General features: G+C 72.6%; 22 protein-coding genes and 1 tRNA gene. 7 read left to right on the forward strand and 16 right to left on the reverse strand.

The window, feature by feature from the left end; translation table 11 throughout:
• Positions 1–90 precede the first annotated feature (90 nt).
• Entirely contained in the window at positions 91–918 is an 828-nt protein-coding gene (locus MTQ12_RS05075; RefSeq protein ID WP_247424654.1) for an undecaprenyl-diphosphate phosphatase, read from the forward strand.
• Between the two features lie 34 nt (positions 919–952).
• Here MTQ12_RS05075 and MTQ12_RS05080 read toward each other — a convergent pair whose 3' ends face one another.
• Entirely contained in the window at positions 953–1,651 is a 699-nt protein-coding gene (locus MTQ12_RS05080) for a histidine phosphatase family protein (protein WP_247424657.1), read from the reverse strand.
• A 94-nt stretch (positions 1,652–1,745) separates the two neighbouring features.
• Here MTQ12_RS05080 and MTQ12_RS05085 point away from each other — a divergent pair, with 94 nt between their 5' ends.
• Both MTQ12_RS05085 and MTQ12_RS05090 read left to right on the forward strand, forming a co-directional pair.
• A complete protein-coding gene (locus MTQ12_RS05085) occupies positions 1,746–1,949 on the forward strand; it encodes a DUF5703 family protein (RefSeq protein ID WP_247424660.1) in 204 nt (67 codons plus the stop codon).
• A 2-nt stretch (positions 1,950–1,951) separates the two neighbouring features.
• Positions 1,952–2,893 carry a DMT family transporter gene (locus MTQ12_RS05090; protein ID WP_247424663.1) on the forward strand — a complete coding sequence of 314 codons (942 nt, stop codon included), beginning with the start codon at positions 1,952–1,954 and terminating at the stop codon, positions 2,891–2,893.
• Positions 2,894–2,905: 12 nt separating this feature from the next.
• Here MTQ12_RS05090 and MTQ12_RS05095 read toward each other — a convergent pair whose 3' ends face one another.
• From MTQ12_RS05095 to MTQ12_RS05110, 4 genes are all read right to left on the reverse strand, one after another.
• Positions 2,906–4,270: a M20/M25/M40 family metallo-hydrolase gene (locus MTQ12_RS05095; protein ID WP_247424666.1), complete on the reverse strand. Its 1,365-nt coding sequence runs from the start codon at positions 4,268–4,270 to the stop codon at positions 2,906–2,908.
• A 67-nt stretch (positions 4,271–4,337) separates the two neighbouring features.
• Positions 4,338–5,027 carry a PIG-L deacetylase family protein gene (locus tag MTQ12_RS05100; RefSeq protein ID WP_247424668.1) on the reverse strand — a complete coding sequence of 230 codons (690 nt, stop codon included), beginning with the start codon at positions 5,025–5,027 and terminating at the stop codon, positions 4,338–4,340.
• A gap of 21 nt (positions 5,028–5,048) precedes the next feature.
• Positions 5,049–5,843: an iron export ABC transporter permease subunit FetB gene (gene fetB, locus MTQ12_RS05105; protein ID WP_247424673.1), complete on the reverse strand. Its 795-nt coding sequence runs from the start codon at positions 5,841–5,843 to the stop codon at positions 5,049–5,051.
• Positions 5,840–6,478 (reverse strand): ATP-binding cassette domain-containing protein, encoded by a 639-nt coding sequence (locus MTQ12_RS05110; RefSeq protein ID WP_247424677.1) that lies wholly within the window; start codon positions 6,476–6,478, stop codon positions 5,840–5,842. The genes fetB and MTQ12_RS05110 overlap by 4 nt, the downstream gene beginning before the upstream one ends.
• 153 nt (positions 6,479–6,631) lie before the next feature.
• Here MTQ12_RS05110 and MTQ12_RS05115 point away from each other — a divergent pair, with 153 nt between their 5' ends.
• Both MTQ12_RS05115 and MTQ12_RS05120 read left to right on the forward strand, forming a co-directional pair.
• The gene (locus MTQ12_RS05115; RefSeq protein ID WP_247424680.1) at positions 6,632–7,906 is read left to right on the forward strand and encodes an NAD-dependent epimerase/dehydratase family protein; all 1,275 of its coding nucleotides are present in this window, start codon (positions 6,632–6,634) and stop codon (positions 7,904–7,906) included.
• A 7-nt stretch (positions 7,907–7,913) separates the two neighbouring features.
• Positions 7,914–9,101: a glycosyltransferase family 1 protein gene (locus MTQ12_RS05120; RefSeq protein WP_247424683.1), complete on the forward strand. Its 1,188-nt coding sequence runs from the start codon at positions 7,914–7,916 to the stop codon at positions 9,099–9,101.
• 43 nt (positions 9,102–9,144) lie between these two features.
• Here the strand turns inward: MTQ12_RS05120 and MTQ12_RS05125 are convergent, their stop codons facing one another.
• The 6 genes from MTQ12_RS05125 to MTQ12_RS05150 all read right to left on the reverse strand — a co-directional run bounded on the left by MTQ12_RS05125 (position 9,145) and on the right by MTQ12_RS05150 (position 14,457).
• Entirely contained in the window at positions 9,145–9,810 is a 666-nt protein-coding gene (locus MTQ12_RS05125) for a hypothetical protein (RefSeq protein WP_247424686.1), read from the reverse strand.
• A gap of 54 nt (positions 9,811–9,864) precedes the next feature.
• Positions 9,865–10,596: a hypothetical protein gene (locus MTQ12_RS05130; protein ID WP_247424688.1), complete on the reverse strand. Its 732-nt coding sequence runs from the start codon at positions 10,594–10,596 to the stop codon at positions 9,865–9,867.
• A 91-nt stretch (positions 10,597–10,687) separates the two neighbouring features.
• Positions 10,688–10,775: transfer RNA gene (locus tag MTQ12_RS05135), tRNA-Leu, on the reverse strand.
• A 118-nt stretch (positions 10,776–10,893) separates the two neighbouring features.
• Positions 10,894–11,781 (reverse strand): MaoC/PaaZ C-terminal domain-containing protein, encoded by an 888-nt coding sequence (locus MTQ12_RS05140; RefSeq protein WP_247424691.1) that lies wholly within the window; start codon positions 11,779–11,781, stop codon positions 10,894–10,896.
• 1 nt (position 11,782) lies between these two features.
• Positions 11,783–13,171: a 3-oxoacyl-ACP reductase gene (locus MTQ12_RS05145; RefSeq protein WP_137319720.1), complete on the reverse strand. Its 1,389-nt coding sequence runs from the start codon at positions 13,169–13,171 to the stop codon at positions 11,783–11,785.
• Positions 13,168–14,457: an acetyl-CoA C-acetyltransferase gene (locus MTQ12_RS05150; protein ID WP_247424694.1), complete on the reverse strand. Its 1,290-nt coding sequence runs from the start codon at positions 14,455–14,457 to the stop codon at positions 13,168–13,170. The genes MTQ12_RS05145 and MTQ12_RS05150 overlap by 4 nt, the downstream gene beginning before the upstream one ends.
• 64 nt (positions 14,458–14,521) lie before the next feature.
• On the opposite strand from MTQ12_RS05150, the gene MTQ12_RS05155 reads away from it, so the two are divergent.
• Complete coding sequence (locus MTQ12_RS05155; RefSeq protein WP_137319722.1) at positions 14,522–15,112, forward strand: TetR/AcrR family transcriptional regulator; 591 nt, start codon at positions 14,522–14,524, stop codon at positions 15,110–15,112.
• Positions 15,109–17,160, forward strand: a complete 2,052-nt coding sequence (locus MTQ12_RS05160; RefSeq protein WP_247424697.1) for an acyl-CoA dehydrogenase family protein — start codon at positions 15,109–15,111, stop codon at positions 17,158–17,160. Before MTQ12_RS05155 ends, MTQ12_RS05160 begins: the two co-directional genes overlap by 4 nt.
• Here MTQ12_RS05160 and MTQ12_RS05165 read toward each other — a convergent pair whose 3' ends face one another.
• The 5 genes from MTQ12_RS05165 to MTQ12_RS05185 all read right to left on the reverse strand — a co-directional run bounded on the left by MTQ12_RS05165 (position 17,161) and on the right by MTQ12_RS05185 (position 25,776).
• Positions 17,161–18,270: a homoserine O-acetyltransferase gene (locus MTQ12_RS05165; RefSeq protein WP_247424700.1), complete on the reverse strand. Its 1,110-nt coding sequence runs from the start codon at positions 18,268–18,270 to the stop codon at positions 17,161–17,163. It abuts the gene before it with no gap.
• A gap of 5 nt (positions 18,271–18,275) precedes the next feature.
• Positions 18,276–19,652, reverse strand: a complete 1,377-nt coding sequence (locus MTQ12_RS05170; RefSeq protein ID WP_348983849.1) for a bifunctional o-acetylhomoserine/o-acetylserine sulfhydrylase — start codon at positions 19,650–19,652, stop codon at positions 18,276–18,278.
• 91 nt (positions 19,653–19,743) lie between these two features.
• Positions 19,744–23,268 (reverse strand): error-prone DNA polymerase, encoded by a 3,525-nt coding sequence (locus MTQ12_RS05175; protein WP_247424706.1) that lies wholly within the window; start codon positions 23,266–23,268, stop codon positions 19,744–19,746.
• The gene (locus tag MTQ12_RS05180) at positions 23,265–25,055 is read right to left on the reverse strand and encodes a DNA polymerase Y family protein (protein ID WP_247424709.1); all 1,791 of its coding nucleotides are present in this window, start codon (positions 25,053–25,055) and stop codon (positions 23,265–23,267) included. Before MTQ12_RS05180 ends, MTQ12_RS05175 begins: the two co-directional genes overlap by 4 nt.
• Positions 25,045–25,776, reverse strand: coding sequence for a porin (locus MTQ12_RS05185; protein WP_247424712.1), 732 nt, complete (start codon positions 25,774–25,776; stop codon positions 25,045–25,047). The genes MTQ12_RS05180 and MTQ12_RS05185 overlap by 11 nt, the downstream gene beginning before the upstream one ends.
• Between the last annotated feature and the right edge of the window lie 43 nt (positions 25,777–25,819).

Consider the following 25,819-nt stretch of genomic DNA (forward strand, 5'->3'; position numbering starts at 1 on the left):
ACCGGAGGACTACCCTGGTCTGGGCCTCCCGTGCAGGTGAGGCCGCCTCGTCGCCCCTCGGGGCGACGTCTCCTGCGAAGAAGGACATTGATGGACTGGTTGATCGCTGCCGTGCTCGGCGTCGTCCAGGGACTCACCGAGTTCCTCCCGATCTCCTCGTCGGCCCACCTGCGGATCGTCGGCGAGTTCCTCCTGCCGGGCGAGGACCCGGGGGCGTTCTTCACCGCGATCGTGCAGATCGGCACCGAGACCGCGGTCCTCGTCTATTTCTGGCGCGACATCGTCGGGATCATCCGCTCCTGGTGCGCCTCGCTCGTCGGACGGCGGGAGAAGGGCGACCCGCAGGCGCGCCTCGGCTGGCTCATCATCCTCGGCTCGATCCCGATCGGGGTGCTCGGCCTCGCGTTCCAGGACGCGATCGACAGCGTGCTGCGCAACCTCTGGATCACCGGCGCGATGCTCATCGTGTTCGGCATCATCCTCGGCATCGCGGACCGGGTCGGTTCCCGCGAGCGCGGCCTGGAGGACATGACCTGGGGGCAGGGCATCGTCTACGGTCTCGCCCAGGCGATGGCGCTCATCCCGGGCGTGTCGCGCTCCGGCGGCACGATCATCGCCGGCCGGCTCATGGGATTCACCCGCGAGTCGGCCGCCCGCTACTCGTTCCTGCTCGCGGTCCCGGCCGTCATGGCCTCGGGGTTCTACGGGCTCGTCAAGAGCCTGGGCGAGCCGATGGTGCTCGGCTGGGGTCCGACGGTCCTCGCGACCGCCGTGTCCTTCGTCGTCGGCTACGTCGTCATCGTCGGGTTCCTCAAGTTCATCCAGACGAAGTCGTTCGCGATCTTCGTCTGGTACCGGGTGGCGCTCGGCCTCCTCGTGTTCGTGCTGCTCGGCACCGGAGTGCTCTCCGCGGTCTGATTCCGGCGGGATCGGCGGTCCGAGCCGGGTGCGCTCAGCGGCCGCCGCCCACGGCTCCCGCCTCACCCGTGCGGCCGGAGGCCGTCACCGACATCGCGGTGACCGTCGGGTGGCCCGTCTCCGGGTACGTCACGACGCTGAGCGAGCCAGGTGCGACGGCGATCCGCTGGAACGCGTCGAGCGGCATGTCGAGCGCGGCGGCGAGCACCGCCTTGATGATGTCGCCGTGCGCCACGACGACGCCCACCGGCACCCGCGTCCCGCCCGCTCCCCCTGCATCCCCCGCTCCGGCGTCGGGCACCTGACGGGCACGGAGGTCGGCGACGAAGGCGTCGACCCCGGTCACGGCGCGGGCGGCGGCATCGCGCAGCGATTCGCCCCCCGGGAACTCCATCGACGACGGCGAGCGCGCGACCCGCTGCCATTCGGGGAGCTCCTTGAGCTCGGCGAGCCGGCGGCCCGACCACGTCCCGTAGTCGACCTCGGCGAACTCGGGCGCCTCGCGCACCCCGGGCGCGGTGATCCCGGTCAGGAGCAGCGCAGCGGTCTCGCGGCAGCGCTGCACCGTGGAGCAGCGCACCTCGGTCACGGCGCGGAAGGGAAAGATCTCCGCGAGGCCGCGGATCTGCTGCTCCCCGGCCGGGGTGAGCGACACGCCGGGCGTGCGGCCGGCGAGGATCCCGGCGGCGTTCGCCGAGCTCTCGCCGTGCCTGACGAGGACGATGTGGACCATGCGCCCAGGCTAGCCCACGGCCCGGTGGTACAGTGACGCTCGATCACCGATCGCCAGGCCCAGCACACTGCTGCATTCACTTCGCGGAGGAACGATGAAGCGCACCCGGACCCCGGTGGAGTACGAGTTCCGCACCATCAGCTTCGCCCGCGACACCACCCGCAGCGAGGCCCGCACCCTGCTCACCGAGGAGGCCGAGTACGGCCGCTGGGAGCTCGCCCGGACCCGGATCGGAATGGGCGGATCCCGCACCGTGTGGCTGCGCCGCCGCATCATCCGCGTGCAGCGCACCGCTTGATCGTGCGGCTCCCCCTCCTCCTCAGCGCCGTCGCGACGACGCTCGCCGGGTTCGGCATGGCCGTGCAGGGCAATGCCAACGCCGCCCTCGCCGGGATCACCGGCAACGGCCTGTTCGCCGCCACGGTGTCTTTCCTCGGCGGCCTGCTCGTCATGCTCGTCGTCGCCCTCGTCTCCCCGCGCACCCGTCGCGGGCTGGCCCTCGTCGTGCGGCTTCTGCGCTCCCGGGAGGTCCCGTGGTGGATGACGCTCGGCGGCCTCGGCGGCGCCGCCGTCGTCATCGCGCAGTCGATCACGGTGCCGCTGTTCGGCGTCGCGGTGTTCACCATGGCGTTCGTCTCCGGTCAGCTCGCCGGCGCGCTCGTCGTCGACAACACCTCCCTGCCCCCGGGCGGACGGAAGTCCCTCAGCCTCCAGCGGGTGCTCGGCGTGGCGGTGGTGCTCGTCGGGGTCGTCGTGTCCTCGAGCGGCGTGCTCGAGCACGGCATCAGCTGGTGGGCCCCGTTCCTGCCGTTCCTCGCCGGGTCGATGACCGCCTTCCAGCAGGCGGCCAACGGTCGGATCAAGCTGCGTTCGGCCTCGGCCGCGACCGCGACGTTCTTCAACTTCCTCGGCGGGTCGATCTTCCTCGTCGCCGTGGCGCTCTGCCTGCTCGCCGCCGGCGTCCGCTTCACCGGCCTGCCGGACCTGCCCGGTGAGTGGTGGACGCTCATGGGCGGCGTCATCGGAGTGGCCTTCATCGGGATCACGACGGTCTCCGTCGAGCACCTCGGGGTCCTTTTGCTCAGCCTGACCTCGCTGTTCGGCAGCCTCGTGGGCTCGCTCGTCATCGACCTGCTGTTCCCTGCCGCCGCGACCCCGGTGACGTGGACGATCTACCTCGCGATGGCGATCGTGCTCGCCGGAGTGCTCATCGCCTCGCTCCCCCGGCGCCGGCGCACCTGAGGTCCACGCCGCTCAGGCCTCGAGGAGGAAGCGGTGGAGCACCCGGGTGCCGAAGGTCAGCGCGGAGACCGGCACGCGCTCGTCGACACCGTGGAACATCGCCGGGAAGTCGAGGTCCCCGGTGAGGCGCAGCGGCGCGAATCCGTAGCCGTGGATCCCGAGCGCGGCCAGCGACTTGTTGTCGGTGCCGCCGGACAGCGTGTACGGCAGCACCCGCGCCCCGGGGTCCTCGGCGAGCAGGGAGGTCGTCATCGTGTCGACGAGCCGCCCGGAGAACGGCGCCTCGAGGGCGGGCGCCTCGATCTCGGTGAGCACCTCGACGTCGCTGCCCGCGAGCTCGCGGACCGTGCGCATGAGGGCGTCGTGGTCACCGGGCAGGGTGCGGCAGTCGATGAGCGCCTCGGCCGTCGAGGGGATGACGTTGTGCTTGTAGCCGGCGGACAGCAGGCTCGGGTTCGAGGTGTTGCGCAGGGTGGCGCCGACGAACTTCGCGACCGACCCGAGTTCGGCGAGCAGCTCCGGGTAGGTTTCCGCGCCGAAGGGCACACCGGTGATGTCGGACACGCCGCGCAGCAGGTCCTCGGTGGCCTGCGGGAGCTGTTCGGGCCAGGCGTGCGCACCGATCCGGGCGACCGCGGCGGCGAGCTTGGTCACCGGGTTGTCCTCGTTGATCTGCGAGCCGTGGCCGGCCGTGCCGCGGGCGACGAGCTTGAGCCAGGCGATCCCCTTCTCCGCGGTCTGCACGAGGTACACCCGCTGACCGCGCAGGTCGACGGAGTAGCCGCCGACCTCGGACACGGCCTCGGTCGCGTCGGTGAACAGGTGCGGGTGGTTCTCGACCATCCAGCGTGCGCCGTAGGTGCCGCCGGCCTCCTCGTCGGCGAAGAACGCGATGATGAGGTCGCGGCGGGGGCGCAGGCCGGTGCGCAGGTAGTTCCGCACGACGGCGATGATCATCGCGTCCATGTCCTTCATGTCGACCGCGCCGCGGCCCCAGATCAGACCGTCGCGCTCTTCGGCGGAGAACGGGTCGACGGCCCACTCCGCGGCGTCGGCCGGCACGACGTCGGTGTGGCCGTGGACGACGAGGGCCGGGAGGCCGGGATCGCTGCCGGGGATGCGCGCGACGAGGCTCGCCCGGCCCGGTGAGGACTCGAAGATCTCCGCGTCGAGGCCCACCTCCGCGAACCACTCGGCGATCCGCTCCGCGGCGGGGCGCTCCGGTCGGGCGGTGTTCCCGCCCCAGTTCTGGGTGTCGAAGCGGATGAGCTCGCGGCAGATGCCGACCACCTCGGACTCCGCACTCGGGATCTGCGCGCCGGTGTCCTGCTGCGCGGTGGACTGCGGGGAGCTGGGGTCGGGGGTCTGAGACGTCATCGGGGTCCTCGGTCGGTCGTCGGCGTGGTGCGGGCGGGCGGTGTCGGCCGGGTTCTCGGCCGTGGTGTCAGCCGTAGAGGCGGACGGCGATGTGCGGGGTGTCGAATCCCTCGACGGCGGTGGCGCGCTCGATCTGGGCGCGCGCCTGCTCCTCGACGGGGGCGTCGGAGAGCGCCTGCAGGTAGCGCTCGTGGGCCATGAGCGAGGTGACGGCCGCATCGACGTGGCCGTCGACGTCGACGACGTGGGTGGGCTCGCCGGCGAACTCGAGGATGTACTTCACACCCTGGTAGCGCTCGCCGGGGACGATCCACTCGTTCCCGGCGTCGGACACCGCGTCGAGCGCTGCGAGTCCGACGTGCCGGTGGTCGGCGGAGTTCGGGTGCCGGCCCCCGAAGGCCTCGTGGAAGTTGAGCACCATGACGACCTCGGGGCGGAACCGACGGATCTCCTCGGCGATCGCGGTCCGCAGCTCACGGGTGTACATGATCGAGCCGTCGGGCTCGTCGAGGAACACGAGGTGCTCGACTCCGATCGCGGCGCAGGCGGCGCGCTGCTCGGCCTCCCGGATCCGCGCGGAATCCGCGGGCGGGAGCCCGGCGATGCCGGCCTCGCCGCGGCTCGCGAGCACGTAGCCCACACGCTTCCCCTCGGCGAGCCAGCGCGCGACGGCTGCCGCCGAGCCGTACTCGGGGTCGTCCGGGTGGGCCATGACGAGGAGGACGGAGTCGAAGTCCTCCGGCAGGGTGTCGAGCATGGGTGTCCTTTCGGATCGGGGTCAGCGGATGCGGTCGTCGCGGAGCCGGTCGCGGGCGTCGAAGTACGTGCGCGCGCCGAGGACGAGGGCGAGGAACACCGTCGTGCCGACGGCTCCCACGATACCGAGGAGGATCGCGATCTGATAGCCGATCGCGGTCATCGGGTCGACCCCGGCGAGGATCTGGCCGGTCATCATGCCGGGCAGGAACACGATCCCGGTGCCGAGCATGCTGTTGATCGTCGGCATGAGCGCGCTCTCGAAGGCGGAGCGGACGAGCGGAGCGATGGCGGCACGCGGCGCGGCGCCGAGGCCGAGCGCGTCCTCGATCGCGTCGCGGTTCTCGCGCATCCCGTCGACGAGCGCCTTGAGGCCCAGGGTGATGCCGGTCATCGAGTTCCCGATGAGCATCCCGGCGATCGGGATGACGTAGCGCGGCTCGTACCAGGGGCCGAGCCCGACGACGACGAACAGGAACCAGGCGACCGCGCCGGTGGTCCCGGCCGTCGAGGCGAGGACGACGACGCGGCGCAGCGCGCGCGATAGCCGGCCGCGGAACTTCCCGAGGATGGTGGCGACGGCGAACACCTGCATGAGCGCGAAGATCAGCCCGGTGAGCCACCAGCTGGGGTGGGCGAACACCCAGCCGAGCACGAGTCCGACGAGGACGAGCTGCACGGTCATCCGCAGGCACGCCCACAGCATCTCCCCGCGCCGGCCCACCCGGGTCGCCACCATGAGCAGGAGCACGACGAGCACCATGACGAAGGCGAGGCCGACCTGCGGCCAGCCGAGCACGACGAGGCCGCCGCTCATCGCGCCGCCTGCCGCGCGGTGCCCCCGGAGACGACGACCCGGTGCTCGGCGCAGGCGTCGACGAGCGCGCTGCTGTGGGTGACGAATACGATGTCGGTGCCGCCCGCGGCGAGCAGCCGCACCAGGGTCCCCATGACGCGCAGCGCGGTGTCCTCGTCGAGCGCGGAGGTCGGCTCGTCGAGGAGCACGGTGTCGGGCGTGAGGAGCAGCAGCCGGGCGAGGGCGAGGCGCTGGCGCTCGCCGCCGGAGAGCACCCCGGCATCGGCGTCGAGGTCCTGTGTCAGGCCGAGGGCGGCGAGCGCCTCGGCGGCGGCGTCCGGTGCGGGATCGGGACGCTCCTGCAGCCGATGGGCGCGGGCGAGGTTGTCGAGCACGGTGCCCGGCACGACGACCGGCGATTGGGAGAGCATCGGGACCCGCCGGCGCAGCTCGATCGCGGGGATCTCCCGGATGTCGGTGCCGCGGTGGCGGATCGTGCCGGATTCCGGCTCGCGCAGGTCGTCGAGGAGCCTCAGGAGCGTCGACTTGCCCGCGCCGGAGGGTCCGGTCACCGCGGTGACCCCGGTCTCGATGCGCAGCGCGGGGATGTCGAGGACGCCGCGGAAGCGCACCTGTTCGAGCTCGAAGACCGGCATGCGGTCAGTCTACGGACCGCGCGGGACCGGGGTGCCTGCGACCTCGGCGCCGGTGCAGGGGCTAGGGTGATCGGAGGATGCGGACATGCTCCGCACCCGCACACCCACGATCCCGCACCACTACGCAACCGGAACACGAACGAGGAGAACCGAGTGAAGACCATCGTCTTCGGCGGGGACGGCTTCTGCGGCTGGCCCACGGCACTGCACCTGTCGGCTCGCGGCCACGAGGTCGTCATCGTCGACAACCTGTCCCGGCGGGCCATCGACGCCGAGCTCGGGGCGGAGTCGCTCACCCCGATCAGCTCGATCGAGGAGCGGATCGCCGCGTGGCACGAGGTCAGCGGGAGGACCATCGAGTTCGTCGACCTCGATCTCGCGCAGGACCCCGAGGGCCTGCTCGCGCTCATCGCGCGCACCGCGCCGGATTCGATGGTCCACTTCGCCGAGCAGCGTGCCGCGCCGTATTCGATGAAGTCGGCCGGCCACAAGCGCTACACCGTGGACAACAACGTCAATGCCACCCACAATCTGCTCGCCGCGGTCGTCGAGTCCGGCCTCGACGTCCACCTCGTGCACCTCGGCACGATGGGCGTCTACGGGTACGGCACCGCGGGGATGAAGATCCCGGAGGGCTATCTCGACGTCCAGGTCACCGCGACGGAGGACGCCGAGGGCAACCCGGTCGACCCGTACCCCATCGACCAGCAGATCCTCTACCCGACGAACCCGGGCTCGATCTACCACATGACGAAGGTGCTCGACCAGCACCTCTTCGCCTTCTACGCGAAGAACGACCGGCTGCGCATCACCGACCTGCACCAGGGCATCATCTGGGGCACGAACACCGCGGAGACCAAGCAGGACGAGCGCCTCGTCAACCGCTTCGACTACGACGGCGACTACGGCACCGTGCTCAACCGCTTCCTCATGCAGGCGGCCGTCGGCTACCCGCTCACCGTCCACGGCACCGGCGGCCAGACGCGCGCCTTCATCCACATCCAGGACATGGTGCGCTGCGTGGAGATCGCGCTCGCCAACCCGCCGGAGGCCGGCGACCGGGTGAAGATCTTCAACCAGATGACCGAGACCCACCGGGTGCGCGACCTCGCGGCCCTCATCTGCGAGATCACCGGGGCCACGATGGAGCTCGTGCCGAACCCGCGGCAGGAGTCGCCGGAGAACGAGCTCCACGTCGTCAACGCCACCTTCCTCGACCTCGGCCTGCAGCCGACGACCCTGTCCGAGGGTCTGCTCCTCGAGGTCGAGGAGACGGCGAAGCGCTACCGGGAACGGGCGGACCTGTCGCGGATCCCGGCCCGCTCCCTGTGGAACCGGACCACCCACGAGGGCGTCCCGCCCTCGCTCGCCGGGACCGAGGCGGGGGCCGCCGGTCCCGCCGCCGTGCCGACCGCCGCCGGGCGCTGAGACCCCGGTGCGGATCGCGCTCTTCACCGAGGTCTTCCTCCCCAAGATCGACGGTGTGGTCACCCGTCTCATGGGCACCCTCGACCATCTCGCCGAGCTCGGGCACGAGGTCGTCGTGTTCGCTCCCGGGAACCCGCCGGCCCGCTATGCCGGGTTCCGGGTGGTCCCGGTGGCATCCGTCGCCTTCAAGCCGTGGTACCCGGAGCTCCGGGTCGGTCTGCCGACGGCGAGCATCGCCCGCACCATGGAGCGGTTCCATCCGCACGTCGTCCACGCGGTGAATCCGGTGTGGCTCGCCGCCTACGGCACGATGTCCTCGAAGCGCCGCGACCTGCCGATGCTCGCGTCGTTCCACACCGACGTGCCGGAGTACACCCAGCGCCTCGGGCTCGAGTGGATCACCGACACGACGACGCGGTGGATCCGCTGGATCCACAACCTCGCCGAGGTCAACCTCTGCACCTCCCAGCAGATGGTCGAACAGGCCGGGGCGGCGGGCATCCGCAACATCGACCTGTGGCCGCGGGCCGTGGACACCATCGGCTACACGCCGGCCAATGCCTCACCCGACATGCGTGCGCGGCTCACCGACGGACATCCCGAGGACCGGCTCCTCATCTACGTCGGGCGGCTGTCGAAGGAGAAGGACCTCGGGGTGCTGCGCGCGGTCATGGCCCGGCTCCCGGAGGACACGCGGCTTGCCCTCGTCGGCTCGGGCCCGCACGCAGCGGAGCTCCAGCGCGAGTTCGCCGGCACGCGAACGGTGTTCACCGGCTACATGAGCGGCAAGGAGCTCGCCGCGGCGTACGCCTCGGCCGACGTCTTCGTGTTCCCGTCGACGACGGAGACGCTCGGACTCGTGGCACTCGAGTCGCTCGCCTCCGGGGTGCCGGTCGTCGGGGCGCGCGCCGGCGGCATCCCCTTCGCCGTGCAGGACGGCGTCGACGGGCTGCTGTTCGAGCCGAACGATGCCCCGGACATGGCCCGGCAGATCTCGCGCCTGCTCGAGGACGAGGAGCTGCGCGAGCGCCTCGGCGCGCAGGGCCGGGCGAGCACCGAGCAGTACAGCTGGCGGGCGGCGACGGAGCGACTGGTCGAGTTCTACGAGCTCGCGATCGATCGCCACTGGACGAACCACGTGGAGCCCGCGTGGCGGATCAAGCTCCTCGGCCGCCCGATGCCCCGCGCCCGCTGAGTCGGACGCTCACCGAGCCCGGTTCTCCTCAGGCCGGCGCTCCTCAGGCAGGATCGACGGCGTCCCGCGCCGCCTGCCAGCCGCCGAAGTGCGCACGCAGGCCGGCGCCCGACGGCCGCGGGGCGCCCGTGGTGCTCTCCGCGCGCGCCCAGTCCTGATACGCGACGAAGCTCGTCGGGGTGCCCGCGCGCTCGGCGGCGGTGAGGAAGTCGCGCACCGCGGCCCGGTAGTCCTCCTCGGAGTACCGGGAGGCGCCGCGGGCGCGGCCGCGGCCGGACACCGGGAGGCCCACCGCCCGGAGAGCGGAGTTCCAGTACCCCTCCCCCAGCGTCCGGCGCACGGTCTGGCTCGTCGGGGGCCAGATCCGGTGACCGGGCAGGCCGGCGGAGTGCTCACCGGCGATCACGGTCTGCCGCGTCCGGTCGTACGCCTCGGCGGAGAACTCCGCGGCGGTCCCGGCGGCGAGCACCCGCAGGGCTGCCCGGATGCCGGCGCGGCAGCGGGCGATGCGGGACGCCGAGGCGCCCTGCTCGCTGAGGATCGCCGCGGCGGCCTCGCCGAGGTCGGAGTCCTCCTCGGGCTCGGACGACCCGGGCACCGCGGCGGTGGCGAGGCCGTGCGCCTCGGCATAGAGCCACAGCATCCCGGCCCGCAGGGCTGCGGCGGAGTAGCGCTCCCGGTCCGGTGCGGCGCGGTTATCTGATGTCAACGGCCCTGGTCCCCTTCGCAGACGGCGGTGTCATGACGGATCGAGCCTATCGTCTCAGGCGCGCACGGCGATCCACAGCAGCCAGCCGCCGCCGGCGAGGCATGCGACGATCGGCAGCAGCGGGGTGATCGGCCACCGGCGCGGCGCGCGCGAGGCCAGCCGGCGCTGGATCCGGGCCATGCGCTGCGGAGCGGTGCGCGCGAGCACGGACGGCAGCCACGCAGGTGTGGAGATGACTGCGATGACGAACAGCAGGACGGGAGCCTTCCACCACACCCCGAAGGGCGCTCCGCCGATGTCCTGGGTGACGGCGATGTAGAGGGGCAGCGAGGTGTAGTTCGTCGCCATCGTCGCCGCTCCCCACACGAGGGTGCCCCGGGAGCGGGCGCTGCCGACGGCCTCGACGGCCTCGGTCGCCGGCGACTTCGCCGCGGTGGACCCGGTGCGCTCCGCGCGACGGCGGCCCCCGGTGGAGGCCCAGTAGCGCTTGACGAGGACGGACCCGTAGACGAGCAGGGCGACGCCGACGAGGCCCTGGAACACACCGGAGAGGACCTCGCGCTCGATGACGGCGGTGAGGCTCGCGCCGAGGATGCCGGCGCTGACGATCCCGATCGCCAGGAGCACGGCGGCGTTGCCGAGCACATAGCGGGAGGCGGCACGCCGGTCCATCGTCGTGACGATGGTCGTCGCGTTGATGAACACGACGGGGCTCACCGCGGCGGGCAGGGTGAGCGGTCCGATCTCGAGGAGCAGGGAGAGCAGCGCACGGGTGGTCTCCTCCATGCGTCCGCCCCCTTCCGGTATCCCGATTGTAGGGCCGGAGCCGAACGGGGAAAGCAACAGGCCCCGGATCTCTCCGGGGCCTGTGTTCCTGTGCGCGAGGGGGGACTTGAACCCCCACGCCCGATAAGTTGGGCACTAGCACCTCAAGCTAGCGCGTCTACCAATTCCGCCACCCGCGCAGGCAACAGATAGAACTTTACACACACTTTCGGGCGAAGCCAAACCGGAACGGCCGAATGTGTTGCATGTCATATCGGCCGTTCCGGTCGGGCACCCGCGGGAGGCCCCTGCAGTGCCTCAGCGCAGGGGTGCGACCGCTGCGAGCAGGTGCGGCTTGCCGGACTTCGGGTTCCACACCGCATAGTCCACACTGCCGTCGGCCTCCCGCCGGGTGACCCGGAAGGCCGCCCGAGCGGGCAGCACGATCGGCTTCGCGAACTCGAACTCCCAGCGGAAGGCATCGAGCCGGACGTCGGCGGCGGCGAAGCCGCGGGCAGCGGTGTACATCCCGTGCGCGATCGAGCGCGGGAACCCGAACGCCTTGGCCGCCAGCGGGTTCATGTGGATCGGGTTGTAGTCCCCGGACACCCGGGCGTACTGCGGCCCGATCGCCGGTGCGAGCCGCCACTCGGCGGTCGGCACGGGAGCGGCGAAGTCCTTCCGCTCCCGCTCGGCGGCCGGTGCGGCACCGGGCAGGGCGGCACCCTTCGCCAGGCACACCCAGGTCTCGTCGAACACCGGCTCGCCGGCGACGGATCCACGCACGCGGAAGCCGATCTCGGTGCCGCGGGCATGGGCCCGCGGCTCCTCGACGCCGACGGTCAGGGTGAGCTCCGCCCCCACCTCCACCGGGCGGAGCTGCGTGTACGCGGTGCGGATGTGCACCATGCCCATGGCGGGCACGGGGAATCGCGGGTCGGTCATCAGCCGCATGCTCAGCGGGAAGCCGAGGACGTGGAGGTAGGCCGGTGGGACGCGGTTGCCGACCGGCGCGCCGACGACGCGGCTGAACCGGGCGACCTCGGCGGGGTCGATGACCACGGTGCTGCTGAGCTCCCCGCCGGGCACCTGGGCGGAGCGGCGCCGGCCGGGCAGCATGCCCAGCAGCGCCCGCCCGTAGATCGGCAGCATCGAGGACTGCTGCTCACCGGGGTTCTCGTGCGTGTTGCGCTGGGGTTCCCTCATGTCACGCTCCCACCATGTTCTGGCCGCACACGCGGAGCACGCGGCCGTTGATGCCGCCGGCGGCGTCCGAGGCGAGGTACGCGATCGCCTCGGCGACGTCCTGCGGCGTCCCGCCCTGCTGCAGGCTGGAGACGCGGCGTGCGAGCTCGCGGGTGAGGACGGGCATCTTCGCGGTCATCTCGGTCTCGATGAACCCCGGGGCGACGGCGTTGATCGTGCCGCCGAGCGCGGCGAACTCCGCGGCCGCGCCGGCGGCCAAACCGATCACACCGGCCTTCGAGGCGGCGTAGTTCGTCTGCCCCCGGTTGCCGGCGATGCCCGAGGTCGAGGCGAGGGACACGACGTGCGGGTGCTCGCCCCAGGCGCCGAGCTCGGTGAGGCCTGAGTTGATCCGGAGCTGGGATGCGATGTTCACCGCGATCACCGAGTCCCACCGCGCTCCGTCCATGTTCGCCAGCAGCTTGTCGCGGGTGATCCCGGCGTTGTGGACGAGGATGTCGATCGGTCCGCGGACCTGTGCGGCGATCGTCGCCGCGGCGTCCGGCGCGGTGATGTCGAGCTGGAGGGCCACCCCTCCGATCCCGTTCATCGTCCGGGCGAGCGAATCGCCGGCGGCCGGCACGTCCACGCCGATGACGCGGGCGCCGTCACGGGCCAGGGTCCCGGCGATCGAGGCGCCGATCCCCCGCGCCGCCCCGGTGACCACTGCGGTGCGGCCGGCGAGCGGAGCGGCTCCCTCGGCCCCCGAGGTGCGGGTCGCGGCGAACTCCCGCGCGGTCACCGCGGTGCCGCGCGCGGAGTCGACGGTGAGGAACTGGCCGGACACGTAGGCCGACTTCGCGGACAGGAGGAACCACAGGGCCGACACGGCCGAGGGCGCCAGCACGTCGACGCCGTCGAGGACGATCCCGTTCGCCGTCGCCCCGGCGCGCATCTCGTGGGCCAGTGAGCGCGTGATCCCGGTGACGGCATTGCGTGCGGCGTTCGCCGCAGCCGTCGTGCCGGCGGCCTCCTCGGGAGTGAGCCCGGCGGCCTCGGCGATGGTGACGATGCGCCCGCACCGGGCGAGCTGCTTGATGCCGGCGCCGATCGCCAGGGCGGTCGGACCGAGCTCGGACGGGTCGTCGATCCCGGTGAACACCCCGATGATCGCGGAGTACCGCTGACCGGGGGTGGCGGTGCGGACGACCTCGAAGTCGGCGCCGAGGAGGAGCTCGGCGATCGGGTCGGCCGAGGCGGCCGGCCCGACGACGAGGATCGGCTCCGTCAGGTACCCGTGGCGGGGGTCCGCGGGGTCGAAGCGGCGGAGCTCGACCGGTGCCGGCAGGCCGAGGCTCTTGACGATGCCCTTGAGTGGCCCGTTGACGACGGAGATGTAGCGGTCGCTCATGCTCGCGCTCCTTCCACGATCGCGGTGAGGCCCTGGCCGCCGGCGGCGCAGATCGACACGAGGGCGCGGCGCTTCCCGGTCTCCGCGAGGTGCTTCGACACGCTCGCGATGATCCGTCCGCCGGTCGCGGCGAAGGGGTGGCCGGCGGCGAGCGAGGAGCCGAGCGGGTTGAGCCGCTCGCGGTCGATGGGGCCGAGCGCGGCGGGCAGGCCGAGCACGTCCCGGCAGTACTCCTCGCTCTCCCAGGCAGCGAGGTGGCACAGCACGGTGGCGGCGAAGGCCTCGTGGATCTCGAACACGTCGAAGTCGGCGAAGGTCAGGCCGTTGCGGGCGAGCAGGCGCGGGACCGCGTGGGCCGGGGCCATGAGCAGCCCCTCCGAGCCGTCGACGAAGTCCACCGCGGCGGCCTCGGCGTCGACGATGTAGGCCAGCGGCGTCAGCCCCTGCTCGGCCGCCCATTCCTCGCTGCCGAGGAGCACGGTCGAGGCGCCGTCGGTGAGCGGGGTGGAGTTGCCGGCGGTCATCGTCGGCTCGGCCGGCAGGGAATTGCCGAACACCGTCTTCAGACCGGCGAGCTTCTCCACGGTGGAGTCCGGACGCAGGTTCGTGTCGCGGGTGACCCCGAGGAACGGGGTGACGAGGTCGTCGAAGAAGCCGCGGTCCCAGGCGGCGGCGAGCTTGGCGTGGGAGGCGGCGGCGAGCTCGTCCTGGGCCTGCCGGGTGATGCCCCATTCGGCGGTCGAGAGCGCCTGGTGCTCACCCATCGACTTGCCCGTGCGGGCCTCTCCGGTGGTCGGGGCCTGGGGTGCGAGGTCGGCCGGGCGCAGCCGGGAGAGCGTCTTGAGCCGCTGCGGCACGGACTTCGCGCGGGACAGCTCGAGGAGGATGCTGCGGAGCTCCTCGCTCACCACGATCGGGGCGTCGGAGGCGGAGTCGACGCCGCCGGCGATCCCGGAGTCGATCTGGCCGAGCTTGATCTTGCCGGCGATCGACACGACCGCCTCGAGCCCGGTGGCGCAGGCCTGCCCGAGGTCGAACGCAGGGGTCTCGGGGCTCAGCGCGGAGCCGAGCACCGCCTCGCGCGTGAGGTTGATGTCCTTCGAGTGCTTGAGGACCGCGCCGCCGGCGACCTCGCCGAGGCGCTGTCCGGCCAGCCCGTGGCGGGCCACGAGGCCGTCGAGGGCGCTCGTGAGCATGTCCTGGTTCGAGGCGTGCGCGTACTCCTTGTTCGAGCGGGCGAACGGTATGCGGTTGCCGCCGAGCACGGCGGCCTTGCGATGCGTCATGGGTTCCTCCTGGGAACATGGGGACGTTTAACCGTTACCGACAGTACCTGATACTGTCTGACGCATGAAACCCGTCACATCCGACGGTCGCTCCGCCCGCTGGGACGACCACCGCCGACGCCGGCACCGGGAGCTGCTGCGCACGGTCCGGCACGTCGTCGCCGAGCACGGGGCGGACCTCTCGATGGAGCAGATCTCCGCCCGCTCGGGCACGACGAAGACCGTCCTCTATCGCTACTTCGGCGACCGCTCTGGCCTCCAGGCGGCGATGGGCGACTGGGCGATGCACACCATCCGCCGCTCGCTCGCCGCCGCCCACGCCCCCGAAGGCGACTCCCGCGCCGCTCTCGAGGCGATGATCGACGCCTTCACCGCGCTCGCCGCCGGCTCCCCGGAGGTCTACCGCTTCTGCGACTCCGCGGTCTCCGGCGGCGCCCCCGCCCGCGGCTTCCTCACCGACGTCACCGACCTGCTCTGCGTGCGCATGGGGCTGACCCGGGAGGCCGAGGTGCAGTGGGCGGCCGGCGCGCTCGGCTTCGTCCGCTCGTGCACCGAGCAGTGGCTCCTCGACCCGCGCGACCGCCACGATTTCACCACCCGACTCACGACCTGGCTGTGGGATTCCAGCCGCAGCTTCATGGAGGTACACCGATGAACCGCACCAAGACCCCGCTCACCATCGACCCGTCCGTGCTCGGCGACCTGCTCGATGGCCGGTGGGCCTCCGAGCGCCGCCGGGGCCGCGCCCTCGTCGAGCACCCCGACACCGTGCCGCCGATCACCGGCGACCTCGACGAGATGCGGGAGGCGACGCTGCGCGGCGTCCGCGCGCTCGCGGAATCCGGCTCGACCCTGCGCTCCCTGCCCACCGAGCTCGGCGGGGAGAACGACCACGCCGGCTACGTCGCCGCGTTCGAAGAATCGGTGACCGCCTCCCCGAGCCTGCAGATCAAGGCCGGCGTCCAGTACGGGCTGTTCGGCGGTGCGATCCAGCACCTCGGCAACGCCGAGCAGCACGCGCAGTGGCTCCTGCCCGCCCAGCGCGGGGAGCTGCTCGGCTGCTTCGCGATGACCGAGATCGGGCACGGCTCCGACGTCGCCTCGCTCGGCACCACCGCGGTCTACGACCCAGCGGCCGAGGAGTTCGTCATCACCACCCCGTTCCGCGCCGCGACGAAGGAGTACATCGGCAACGCCGCCGCGCACGGCCGGGCCGCCGTCGTGTTCGCCCAGCTCATCACCGCCGGGGTCGACCACGGCGTGCACGCCTTCTTCGTCCCGATCCGGACCGAGGACGGCGAACCCATGCCCGGCGTGTCCATCGAGGACGACGGACGCAAGGGCGGGCTGCTCGGGGTCGACAACGGCCGCCTCGCCTTCGCCGACGTGCGGGTGCCGCGCACCCACCTCCTCGACCGCTACGGCGCCGTCGCCCCCGACGGCACGTACTCCTCCCCCATCGACTCCCCCGGGCGCCGGTTCTTCACCATGCTCGGCACCCTCGTCCAGGGGCGCGTGTCGCTCGACGGAGCAGCGGTCGTGGCCGCGAAGCTCGGTCTCGACATCGCGGTGCGCTACGGCCTCGAGCGCCGGCAGTTCACCGGGGCCGACGACACCGAGGAGGTCGTGCTCATGGACTACCAGCAGCACCAGCGCCGCCTCATGCCGCTGCTCGCGGAGACCTACGCGAACGCGATCGCGCACGAGGTGCTGCTGGCCTCCTTCCAGCGCGTGTTCTCCGGCGAGGACGACTCCGACGAGGCCCGCCAGCTCCTCGAGACCCAGGCGGCCGGCTTCAAGGCGACGTCGACCTGGGACGCCCTCGACATCCTCCAGGAATGCCGCGAGGCGTGCGGCGGGGCGGGATTCATGACGGAGAACCGCCTCACCGGGCTGCGCGCGGACCTCGACGTCTACGTCACCTTCGAGGGCGACAACACCGTCCTCCTCCAGCTCGTCGGCAAGCGGCTGCTCGGCGACTACGCCGCGGAGTTCAAGAACATCGATGTCGGCGGGGTGGCGCGCTTCATCGGCACGCAGGCCGCCGAGCACTCCCTCTACCGCTCGGGGCTCGCGAACGTCGGGCGCACGATCGGCGAGGTGCTCACCCCGGGGCTGACCGAGCGCCGGATCCGCTCGGGCCGGCTCCAAGAGCTGCTCCTGTCCGCTCGCGTCGACACCATGGTCGCCGAGCTCGCGAGCAATCTGCGTCCAGCCTCCAAGCTCCCCAAGGAGGAGGCCGCGGCGCTCCTCAACGAGAACCAGCACGAGCTCATCGAAGCGGCGAAGGCCTATGTCGAGCTCCTCAAGTGGCAGGCGCTCAACACCGCGATGCACACCTTCGACGACGACCCCCGGCGGGCGGACGAGGCCAAGGCGCTCCGCCGCATCCGCGACCTCTACGGGCTCACGCTCATCGAGCGCAGCATCGGCTGGCACATCATGTACGGGCGGCTCTCGATGAACCGCGCCCGGCAGGTGGGCCCGGCGATCAACCGCCTGTGCGCCAAGCTCGCCGGCAACGCCGCGGACCTCGTGGCCGCGTTCGGCTACGGCCCCGAGCACCGGCGCGCGACGATCGCCGAGGGCGTGGAGGCCCGGCGCCAGACCGAGGCGCGCGAGCACTACCGGCGCGCCCGCGCGCAGGCCGACCATCCGGTCGACGAGAAGGTGCTCCACCGGGAGCGGACCCGGAAGGGCTGATCAGTCCTCGAGGAAGCCGCGCACCAATCGACCGACCTTCTGCCCCTCGGTGAGGAAGCCATCGTGACCCGCCCACGATTCGATCGTGTGGTGGGTCACGGTGCCCGGCAGCGCGGCCGCGAGCTCGGCGACCTGCGCCGGCGGGTAGAGCCGGTCGGTGGAGATGCCGATGACCTGGAACTCGCTGCGGGCGCCGGCGAGCGCCTCGGCGAGGTCGGAGTGCCGGCCCCGGCGCACGTCGTGATCCCGCAGGGCCGCCGTGAGGACCCGGTAGGACTCCGCATCGAAGCGGTGGACGAGCTTGCGCGCCTGGTGGTCGAGGTAGCTCTGGATCGAGTAGTACGTGTCCGGCGCCCCGGCCGGGCGCGGGAACTGGTGCGCGTTCGCGAACCGGTGGTTGAGCTCGACGTCGTTGCGGTAGGTCAGGTGGGCGATCTGGCGTGCCAGCCCGAGCCCCGCGGCGGGGAACCGGCCGAGCGCGGCGTAGTCCCCGCCGCAGTAGTCCGGGTCGAGGGCGATCGCCTGGATCTGGGTGTGCGCCCACGCGATCTGGTCGGCGTCGGAGTACGCCGGCGCGGCGAGCACCGTGGCCTTGCGCACACGCTCCGGAGCGAGCAGCGCGAACTCGAGCGCGCGCGCCCCGCCCATCGAACCGCCGATCACCGCGTGCCAGGACTCGATGCCCAGCCGGTCGGTGAGCGCGAGCTCGGCGGTGACGAGGTCCCGGACGGTGAGCGCGGGGAAGCGCGAGCCGTAGGGCAGCCCGTCGGCGTGGATGGTCGTCGGCCCGGTGCTGCCGTTGCACCCGCCGAGCGCGTTCGCGCACACGACGAAGAACTCGTCGGTGTCGATCGGCCGGCCCGGGCCGATCACCTCCTCCCACCAGCCGGGGGCGAACGAGCTCGGGTGCTCGGCCGTCGCAGGCTCGGCGACCCCGGAGGTCACGTGCGCGTCGCCGGTGAGCGCGTGCTCGATGAGGACCGCGTTCGTGCATGCCGCGTTGAGCGTGCCGAAGGTCTCGTAGGCGATGTGCAGCTCCTCGAACACGTACCCGGATTCGAGGACGAGGTCGGTGAATCCGGCGAGTCCCGTGCGTCCGGTGACCGGCATGCGGCTCAGCCGCGCGCGGCGGCGAAGCCCTTCTCGAGGTCGGCGATGATGTCCTCGATCCCCTCGATGCCCACGCTGAGCCGGACGAGACCCGGGCTGACCCCGGCGGCGGCCTGCGCGGCCTCGTCGAGCTGGGAGTGCGTGGTGGAGGCGGGGTGGATGACGAGCGAGCGGACGTCGCCGATGTTCGCGACGTGCGAGTGGAGCTCGAGCGCGTCGACGAAGCGCACCGCGGCGTCGTAGCCGCCTGCGATGTCGAAGGACAGCACCGAGCCGACGCCCTTCGGCAGGTACTTCTGTGCGCGCTCGTACCATGGGCTCGACGGGAGCCCGGCGAACATGACGCGCTCGACCTGAGCGTGGTCCTCCAGCCAGGCGGCGACGCGGTCGGCGTTGGCGACGTGGCGCTCGATGCGCAGGCTCAGGGTCTCGAGGCCCTGAGCGAGGAGGAAGGCGTTGAACGGGGAGAGCGCCGGGCCCAGGTCGCGGAGCAGCTGCACGCGCGCCTTGATCCCGAACGACACGTTCGCACCGAACGGCGAGTCCGGCCCGAGGTCGCGGGCGTAGACGACGCCGTTGTACGAGGCGTCCGGGGTGTTGAAGCCGGGGAAGCGCTCGGGGTCGCGGGAGAAGTCGAAGGTGCCGGCATCGACGATGATGCCGCCCATCGCGGTGCCGTGCCCGCCGAGGTACTTCGTGGCGGAGTGGACGACGATGTCCGCGCCGTGCTCGATCGGGCGCACGAGGTAGGGGGTGGCGAGCGTGTTGTCGACGATGAGGGGCACGCCGGCGGCGTGGGCGACCTCGGCAACGCCGGTGATGTCGAGGACGTCGGAGCGGGGGTTGGAGACGACCTCGCCGAAGAACGCCTTGGTGTTGGGGCGGACCGCGGCCCGCCACCCCTCGAGATCGTCGGGGTCGGCGACGAAGGTCGTCTCGATGCCGAGCTTGCGCAGGGTGACGTCGAGGAGGTTGTAGGTGCCGCCGTAGAGGCTGGGGCTCGCGACGATGTGGTCGCCGGCCCCGGCGACGTTGATGAGCGCGAGGAACTCCGCGGACTGGCCGGAGGCGAGCAGCAGGCCCTGGACACCGCCCTCGAGGTCCGCGATCCGGTCCTCGACCACGGCGACGGTCGGGTTGCCGATCCGGGTGTAGATCGGGCCGAGGTCGGCGAGCGCGAAGCGGTCGGCTGCGGTCTGCGCGGAGTCGAAGACGTAGGACGTGGTCTGGTAGATCGGCAGGGCCCGGGCGCCCGTCGTGGGATCCGGGGTCTGGCCGGCGTGGATCTGCCGGGTCTCGAACGACAGCTCGCTCATGGGTTCCTCCTCATCGAAGTGTGCCTCCCACTCTCGCCCGGGAGCGCGGTCCCGGCGGCACCCGATGTCATCTGGCTGTCATCTTCCGTCACATTGCGTCATGTGCGAGCGGTGGGCAGGTCCGGCGCCGACTCCCGGCGTCGCACTCCGGTGCGCCTCAGCGGAAGTCCCGGGAGCGGGAGGGCAGCTGCACCTCGAGCGGGTGGAGCCGGTGCGCGTAGAGGCTCACCACCTCACCGGCACGCTGCAGCTGCCCGGTCACGACGAGGGTGCTGCGGCTCGTGGAGATCGGGGCGAAGCGCTTCATCAGTCCCGGGGTGCACACGACATTGAGCATCCCGAACTCGTCCTCGATGTTCATGAAGGTGATGCCCGAGGCGGTGGCCGGCCGCTGTCGGTGGGTGACGATCCCGGCCACGGTGATCCGGGAGCCGTCCGCGGTCGCCCGGGCGTCCTCCGTCGAGGCGTACCCGCGGGCGGTGAGGGCGCTGCGCAGCTGGGCGGTCGGGTATCCCTCGACGGTGAGGCCGGTGGCGAACAGCTCGGCGAGCGTGACGTCGAACGCGCTCATGAGTGGCAGGGTGGGGGCGGCGGTGACGGGTGCGGTGCCCGGCAGCACGCCGGGCCCGGCGCCGGCGAGCGAGCCGGCGAGCCACAGCGCCTGGCGCCGGTCGACGCCGAACCCCGTGAAGGCGCCGGCGGAGGCGAGCCCCTCGAGGACCCGCACCTCGACCCCGGTGCGGTGGGCGAGGTCGGCGATCGAGGCGTAGGGCCCGGCCGCCTCGCGCTCGGCGACGATCGTCGCGGCCGCGCCCCCCACCTCGCGCACGGATTCCAGGCCGACCCGGATCGCGAGCCCACCGGTGGAGTCCGGGTCCGGTTCGAGGTCGGCGAGGGCGGCCGAGGCGTTGACGTCGACGGGGCGGATCGTCACCCCGTGGCGGCGGGCGTCGGCGATGAGCGACTGCGGGGAGTAGAAGCCCATCGGCTGGGAGCGCAGGAGGCCGGCGGTGAACGCCGCGTGGTGGTGGCACTTGAACCAGGCGGAGTCGTAGACGAGGTTGGCGAAGCTGATGGCGTGGCTCTCGGGGAAGCCGTAGTTGGCGAAGGCGGCGATCTTGTCGAAGATCGCCTGCGCGATGTCCGGGGCGACCCCGCGGGCGGCGCACCCGGTGTGGAAGCGCTCGGCGAGCTGCTCCATCCGGGCGCGTGAGCGGCGGGAGCCCATCGCGCGGCGGAGCTCGTCGGCGTCGGGGCCGGTGAAGCCGGCGACGTCGATCGCCATCTGCATGAGCTGCTCCTGGAACAGCGGCACCCCGAGGGTCTTGTCGAGTGCGTTCTCGAGCAGCGGGTGGAGGTGCTCGACGGGTTCGAGGCCCTGCCGGCGGCGGATGTAGGGGTGGACGGAGCCGCCCTGGATGGGGCCGGGGCGGATGAGCGCGACCTGCACTGCGAGGTCGTAGAAGGTGCGCGGGCGCAGCCGGGGCAGGGTCGCGAGCTGGGCGCGGGACTCGACCTGGAACACGCCCACCGCGTCCGCGGCGCAGAGCATGTCGTACACGCGCGGGTCCTCCTGCGGGACCACCGCCCGGTCGATGCGCTCGCCGGTGTGCCGAGCCACGAGGTCGACCATCTCGTGGAGCGCGGTGAGCATCCCGAGGCCGAGCAGGTCGAACTTCACGAGGTCCATCGCCGCGCAGTCGTCCTTGTCCCATTGGACGACGGTGCGGTCCTCCATCGTCGCCGGCTCGATCGGCACGACCTCGCCGATCGGCCGGTCGGCGAGGATCATGCCGCCGGAGTGGATGCCGAGGTGGCGCGGAGTGCCGAGGAGTCCGGCGGCGACCTCGAGCACCGGGGCGGGCACCGCGGTGTCCGCCGGATCGGGCAGGGTCGACCAGCGGTTGATGCCGGTGGAGAAGGCGTCCTGCTGGCCGGGGTCGTATCCGAGGGCGGCGGCGGCGTCGCGGACGGCGGACTTCGCGCGGTAGGTGATGACGTTGGCGACCTGGGCGGCGCGGTGGCGGCCGTAGTGCCGGTAGACGTACTGGATCACCTCCTCGCGGCGACCGGACTCGATGTCGATGTCGATGTCCGGGTAGCCGGCGCGATCGGGGGCGAGGAAGCGGTCGAAGAGGAGCCGGAACCGCACGGCGTCGACGGCGGTGATGCCGAGGACGTAGCAGACCGCCGAGTTCGCCGCCGAGCCGCGGCCCTGGCAGAAGATGTCCTGCTCGCGGCAGAACCGGGCGATGTCGTGGACGATGAGGAAGTAGCCGCAGAACCCCATCGTCTCGATCGTCGCGAGCTCCCGGTCGAGCTGCTCCCAGGCGCGCGGGTGTGCGGTGCGGGTGCCGTAGCGCCCGAGCCCGCCGGCCTCGACGAGCCGGCGCAGGTGGGTCGCCTCGTCGGTCCCGGCGGGGATCGGGGCATCGGGCAGCCCGGCGCGCGCCGCGGTGAGCTCGAAGGCGTGGCTCGCCGCGAGCCGGACGGCGGTGTCGAGGGCGGCGGCCGGGAAGCGCTCGCGCATCTCCTCGCCGGTGTGGATGCGCGCCGAGGCGGTGGGCGGCAGCCAGCCGGCGACCGCCTCGAGGGAGCGGCGGGAGCGCACCGCGGCGCGCACCTGGGCGTCGGCGAAGCGGGCCCGGGTCGCGTAGTGGACGGCGTTGGTGGCGACGACCGGCAGCCGCGCCCGGTGGGCGAGCTCGCACAGGTGGGCGATCCGTGCGTCGTCGGTGGGCAGGCCGTGGCGGGTGAGCTCGACGACCACCCGGTCGCGGCCGAACTCCGAGACGAGGCGGCGGAGCGCGCCGAGGCCGCCGTCGGGATCGTCGAGGTGCGGCAGGAGGGGGCCTTTGCGGCAGCCGGTGAGGATCGTCCAGTCGCCCGCCGCGGCGGCGAGGCCGGCGCGGTCGAACACCGGCCGGGTCTTCTCCCCGGCCAGTGCGCCGGCGGTGAGCGCCGCGGACAGGGTGCGGTAGCCGTCGACCCCGTGGGCGAGGACGAGGAGGTGCTCGGCCTGCGGGTCGATCTGGCCGGGGATCTTCGCGGTGAGCCCGAGGGAGAGCTCGGCGCCGAACACCGTGGGGAGGGAGGCCTCGGCGGCGGCCTGGGCGAAGCGGACCGCGCCGTAGAGCCCGTTGTGGTCGGTGAGCGCGATCCCCGTGAGCCCGGCCTGGGCGCCGGTGGCGGCGAGCTCCTCCGGCTCCGAGGCGCCGTCGAGGAAGCTGAAGTCCGAGTGCACGTGGAGCTCCGCCCACGGGGTGCGGGCGGGCAGGAGGGCGGGTGTGCGGGCGGGCAGGAGGGAGTGGTCGGAGCTCCCCTGCTGGTCGGAGCTCCTGTGCTGGTCGTCCTCCGCGTACCGGTCGGGGCGGGAGAAGGCCGGGGCGTCGGAGCCGTCGGCGCCTGCGGGGATGGCACGTCCCGGGGGCGTGCGGGCGCCGGCGCGAGCGGTGGGGGCGCCGGGCTGTCCCGGGCGCGTGCGGGCGCCCCGGCCCGCGTACCGGGCCGGTCCATCCGAGCCGCCGGGCCCCACGGACACGGGACCTGTGGCCCCGGGACCTGTGGACCCGGCATCGGGGTCCGGCTCCCGGCTCTTCCGGTCCGCCCGCGGGTCCGGCCGGTCGGAGAGCCGCCGCTCGAGCTCGGACCACGGGGTGCGCGGGTTGAAGAAGCCGTTCATGCGTATCTCCCGGTGAGGTACCAGCGGCCGCTCTCCTTGCTCAGCAGGTAGGCGGCCCCGTCCTCGGCGACGACCTGGAGGCGCACCCGGTACTGGGCCGTGCTCCGGTCCCACCAGCCGGCCTCCACCGGCCAGGCCGAGGAGTGGTCGACCACGCGCACCGTCCCCGTGCCGGGGATCCGGAGCAGCGTCGGGACGTTGTCGAGTCCGGCGGGGCGGGCGACGATCGTGGCGCCGCGCTCGTCGAGCAGATCCACCGGGGTGTGCTCGACGAGCGTGGGGCGGGGAGCCGGCACCGCGCCCGGCCAGGGGGCCTCGGGGTCGCGCTCGGGCCGGGGGCGCTGCTGCCAGGGTGTCCAGAGGTTCGTCTCCGCCGGATCGCGGCCGCCCTGCAGGCCGGGGACGAGCACGGCGTCGGGGCCGAACAGGCCCTGGAGGCGCTCGAGGGTGTGCGCGATCCGTCCCGGGTGCTGGTCGAACAGGCTCTGCTGCGTGCCCAGGGGGCTGAGGAGCTCCGCGGCGGCGAGCCCGATCGCGCAGATCCCGTCCTCCCCGCTGACGAGTGTCGGGTCGGGGCCGGGGTCCTCCCCGTTCTCGGGAACGGCCCGGGCGGTGCGGTCGGGGCGGGCAGTGCGAGCCCTGCGATCGGGGCGGGCGCCTCGGGTACGGGGTCCGCCCCGGCCGTCGGCACCCGTGCCGGCTCCCCCGGCGGCGAGCCACCCCTCGGCCTGCCAGCGGAGGCGGTCGGCGATCATCGACTCGTCCATGTCCTCGAGGCGCCAGGTGCGCCGGCAGGTCTCCCCCGTCGTCGCGGTGAGCTCGATGTCCACCTGGGTGCACACGAGGCCGGCGGCGCGGACGGTGCCGAGCAGCTCGGCACCGAGGGTGCGGGCGTGGAAGGACAGCACGTCGCTGCGGCCGCTCGGCGGGTCGAGGGGGCTGTGCACCCGGAACTCGCGGGCGCGCACGTGGTCGGCGGGGATCCGGTCGGGCAGACCGCGGGCGAGCCGGTGGGCGCGCCGGCCGAGGGTGCCGAACCGCGCATGGACGTCGGCCTCCGCGAGCTGGGCGAACCGACCGAGCGCGGTGAGCCCGAGCCGGCCGAGCAGTGGGACGAGCTCGGCGTAGGCGTGGGCGTCGACCGCGGTGAGGGAGGAGATGGGGAGCGGGGCGAGGAAGGCGGCGGTCCGGCCCGGCGGCACGCGGGTGGCGGTGCGGGAGGCGAGCAGCGCGGCGAAGGCGGTATCGGCGATGCCGGGGAAGAACTCCCAGCCGGTGGAGTCGGTGAGGCCGGTGAGGAGCTCCTCGACCGCGGACTCCTCGCTCGCGTGGGTGCGGCGCAGGGAGAGGGCCGGGATGCTCACCACGCCCGGGGACAGCAGGGTGAACCGGGCGACGAGGTCCTCGAGCACGCCGATCCCGGCGGCGAACACCCGGTGGTCGACCTCGGGGTCCCAGGGGATGACGGTGAGCTCGGGACAGCGCAGCTGGGCGGCGCGCTTGTTGAGCCCGGTCTCCACGCCCGAGGCGCGCGCGGGCGCATTGCAGGAGATGATGCGCCCGGCCCGGAGCACGGCGGCGGGCGCGGCCGTGCTCAGCCCGTGCGCGATCCCGGCCGCCACCGCCGGCCAGTCCGGCACTGCGAGGACCACCGTGCGATGGACGGACACGCGCTGGGAGGTGGAGGCTGCAGAGGCGGGTGGTTCGGCAGGTGTCGGGGCCTCGGCCGGCGCGGTGGGGAGCTCGGCAGGAGCCGTGGACTCGGCAGACGCTGCTTCAGTCGACACTGTGGATCCTCGGGACAGGGCCGCCGGGGTGCGCGACCCCCACCGCTGGAACGGAGTGTTCGGCCCCCGGCATCGGAGCGGGGTGCTCGGCCCGGCCGGAGGGGGCCGGGAGCAGGAGGGTGTGGGTGCCGGTGCGCGAACCGTGGACGGTGACCGTGCACTGCTCGAGGCGGCCGGCGCCTCGAGCGGTGCCCTCCCAGCGGACGTCGCGGATGCCGAGCCGCTCGCCGGTGCCGGGGAACTCGTCGAGGGTGATGAGGGTCATCCGCCGTTCCCGGACCTTGGCGAGCAGACGCTGCCGGTCTCCCGGGGTCGGGGCGAAACCGGGCCGGACGATGAGGATGTCGAAGGACTCGACGAGGATCGATGTCACCCGCAGCCAGTCCTGGAGCGGGGTGCGGAGGTTGACGAAGTGGGAGAGATCGATGCCGAAGTCCGCGATCCCGGCGACGGCAGGCTCCCCCATGCCCAGGACGGCGCACCACAGCTGCTCCCGCGTAGCGGCGGCGCAGGCGGCCAGCGCGAGGGAGAAGGAGTGCTCGCCGGTGATGGCGAGGATCTCGCCGCGCGGCAGCCCGCCGCGCTGGAAGAGCGGCCGCAGCGCGGCGTCGACCGCGTACGGCGGGTGCCCGGCGAACAGCTCGGAGGCCGTCCGGATCCCCGGCAGGCGCGTGAGCTGTTCGGTGAGGGCACTGATCGCGTGCACGGGGTCGGCGGACATGCATCCAGTATCGAACGTCAGTTCTAATCATTCAAGTGGGATT

It is taken from the genome of Brevibacterium sp. R8603A2, assembly GCF_023072605.1.
Lineage (GTDB): Bacteria > Actinomycetota > Actinomycetes > Actinomycetales > Brevibacteriaceae > Brevibacterium > Brevibacterium pityocampae.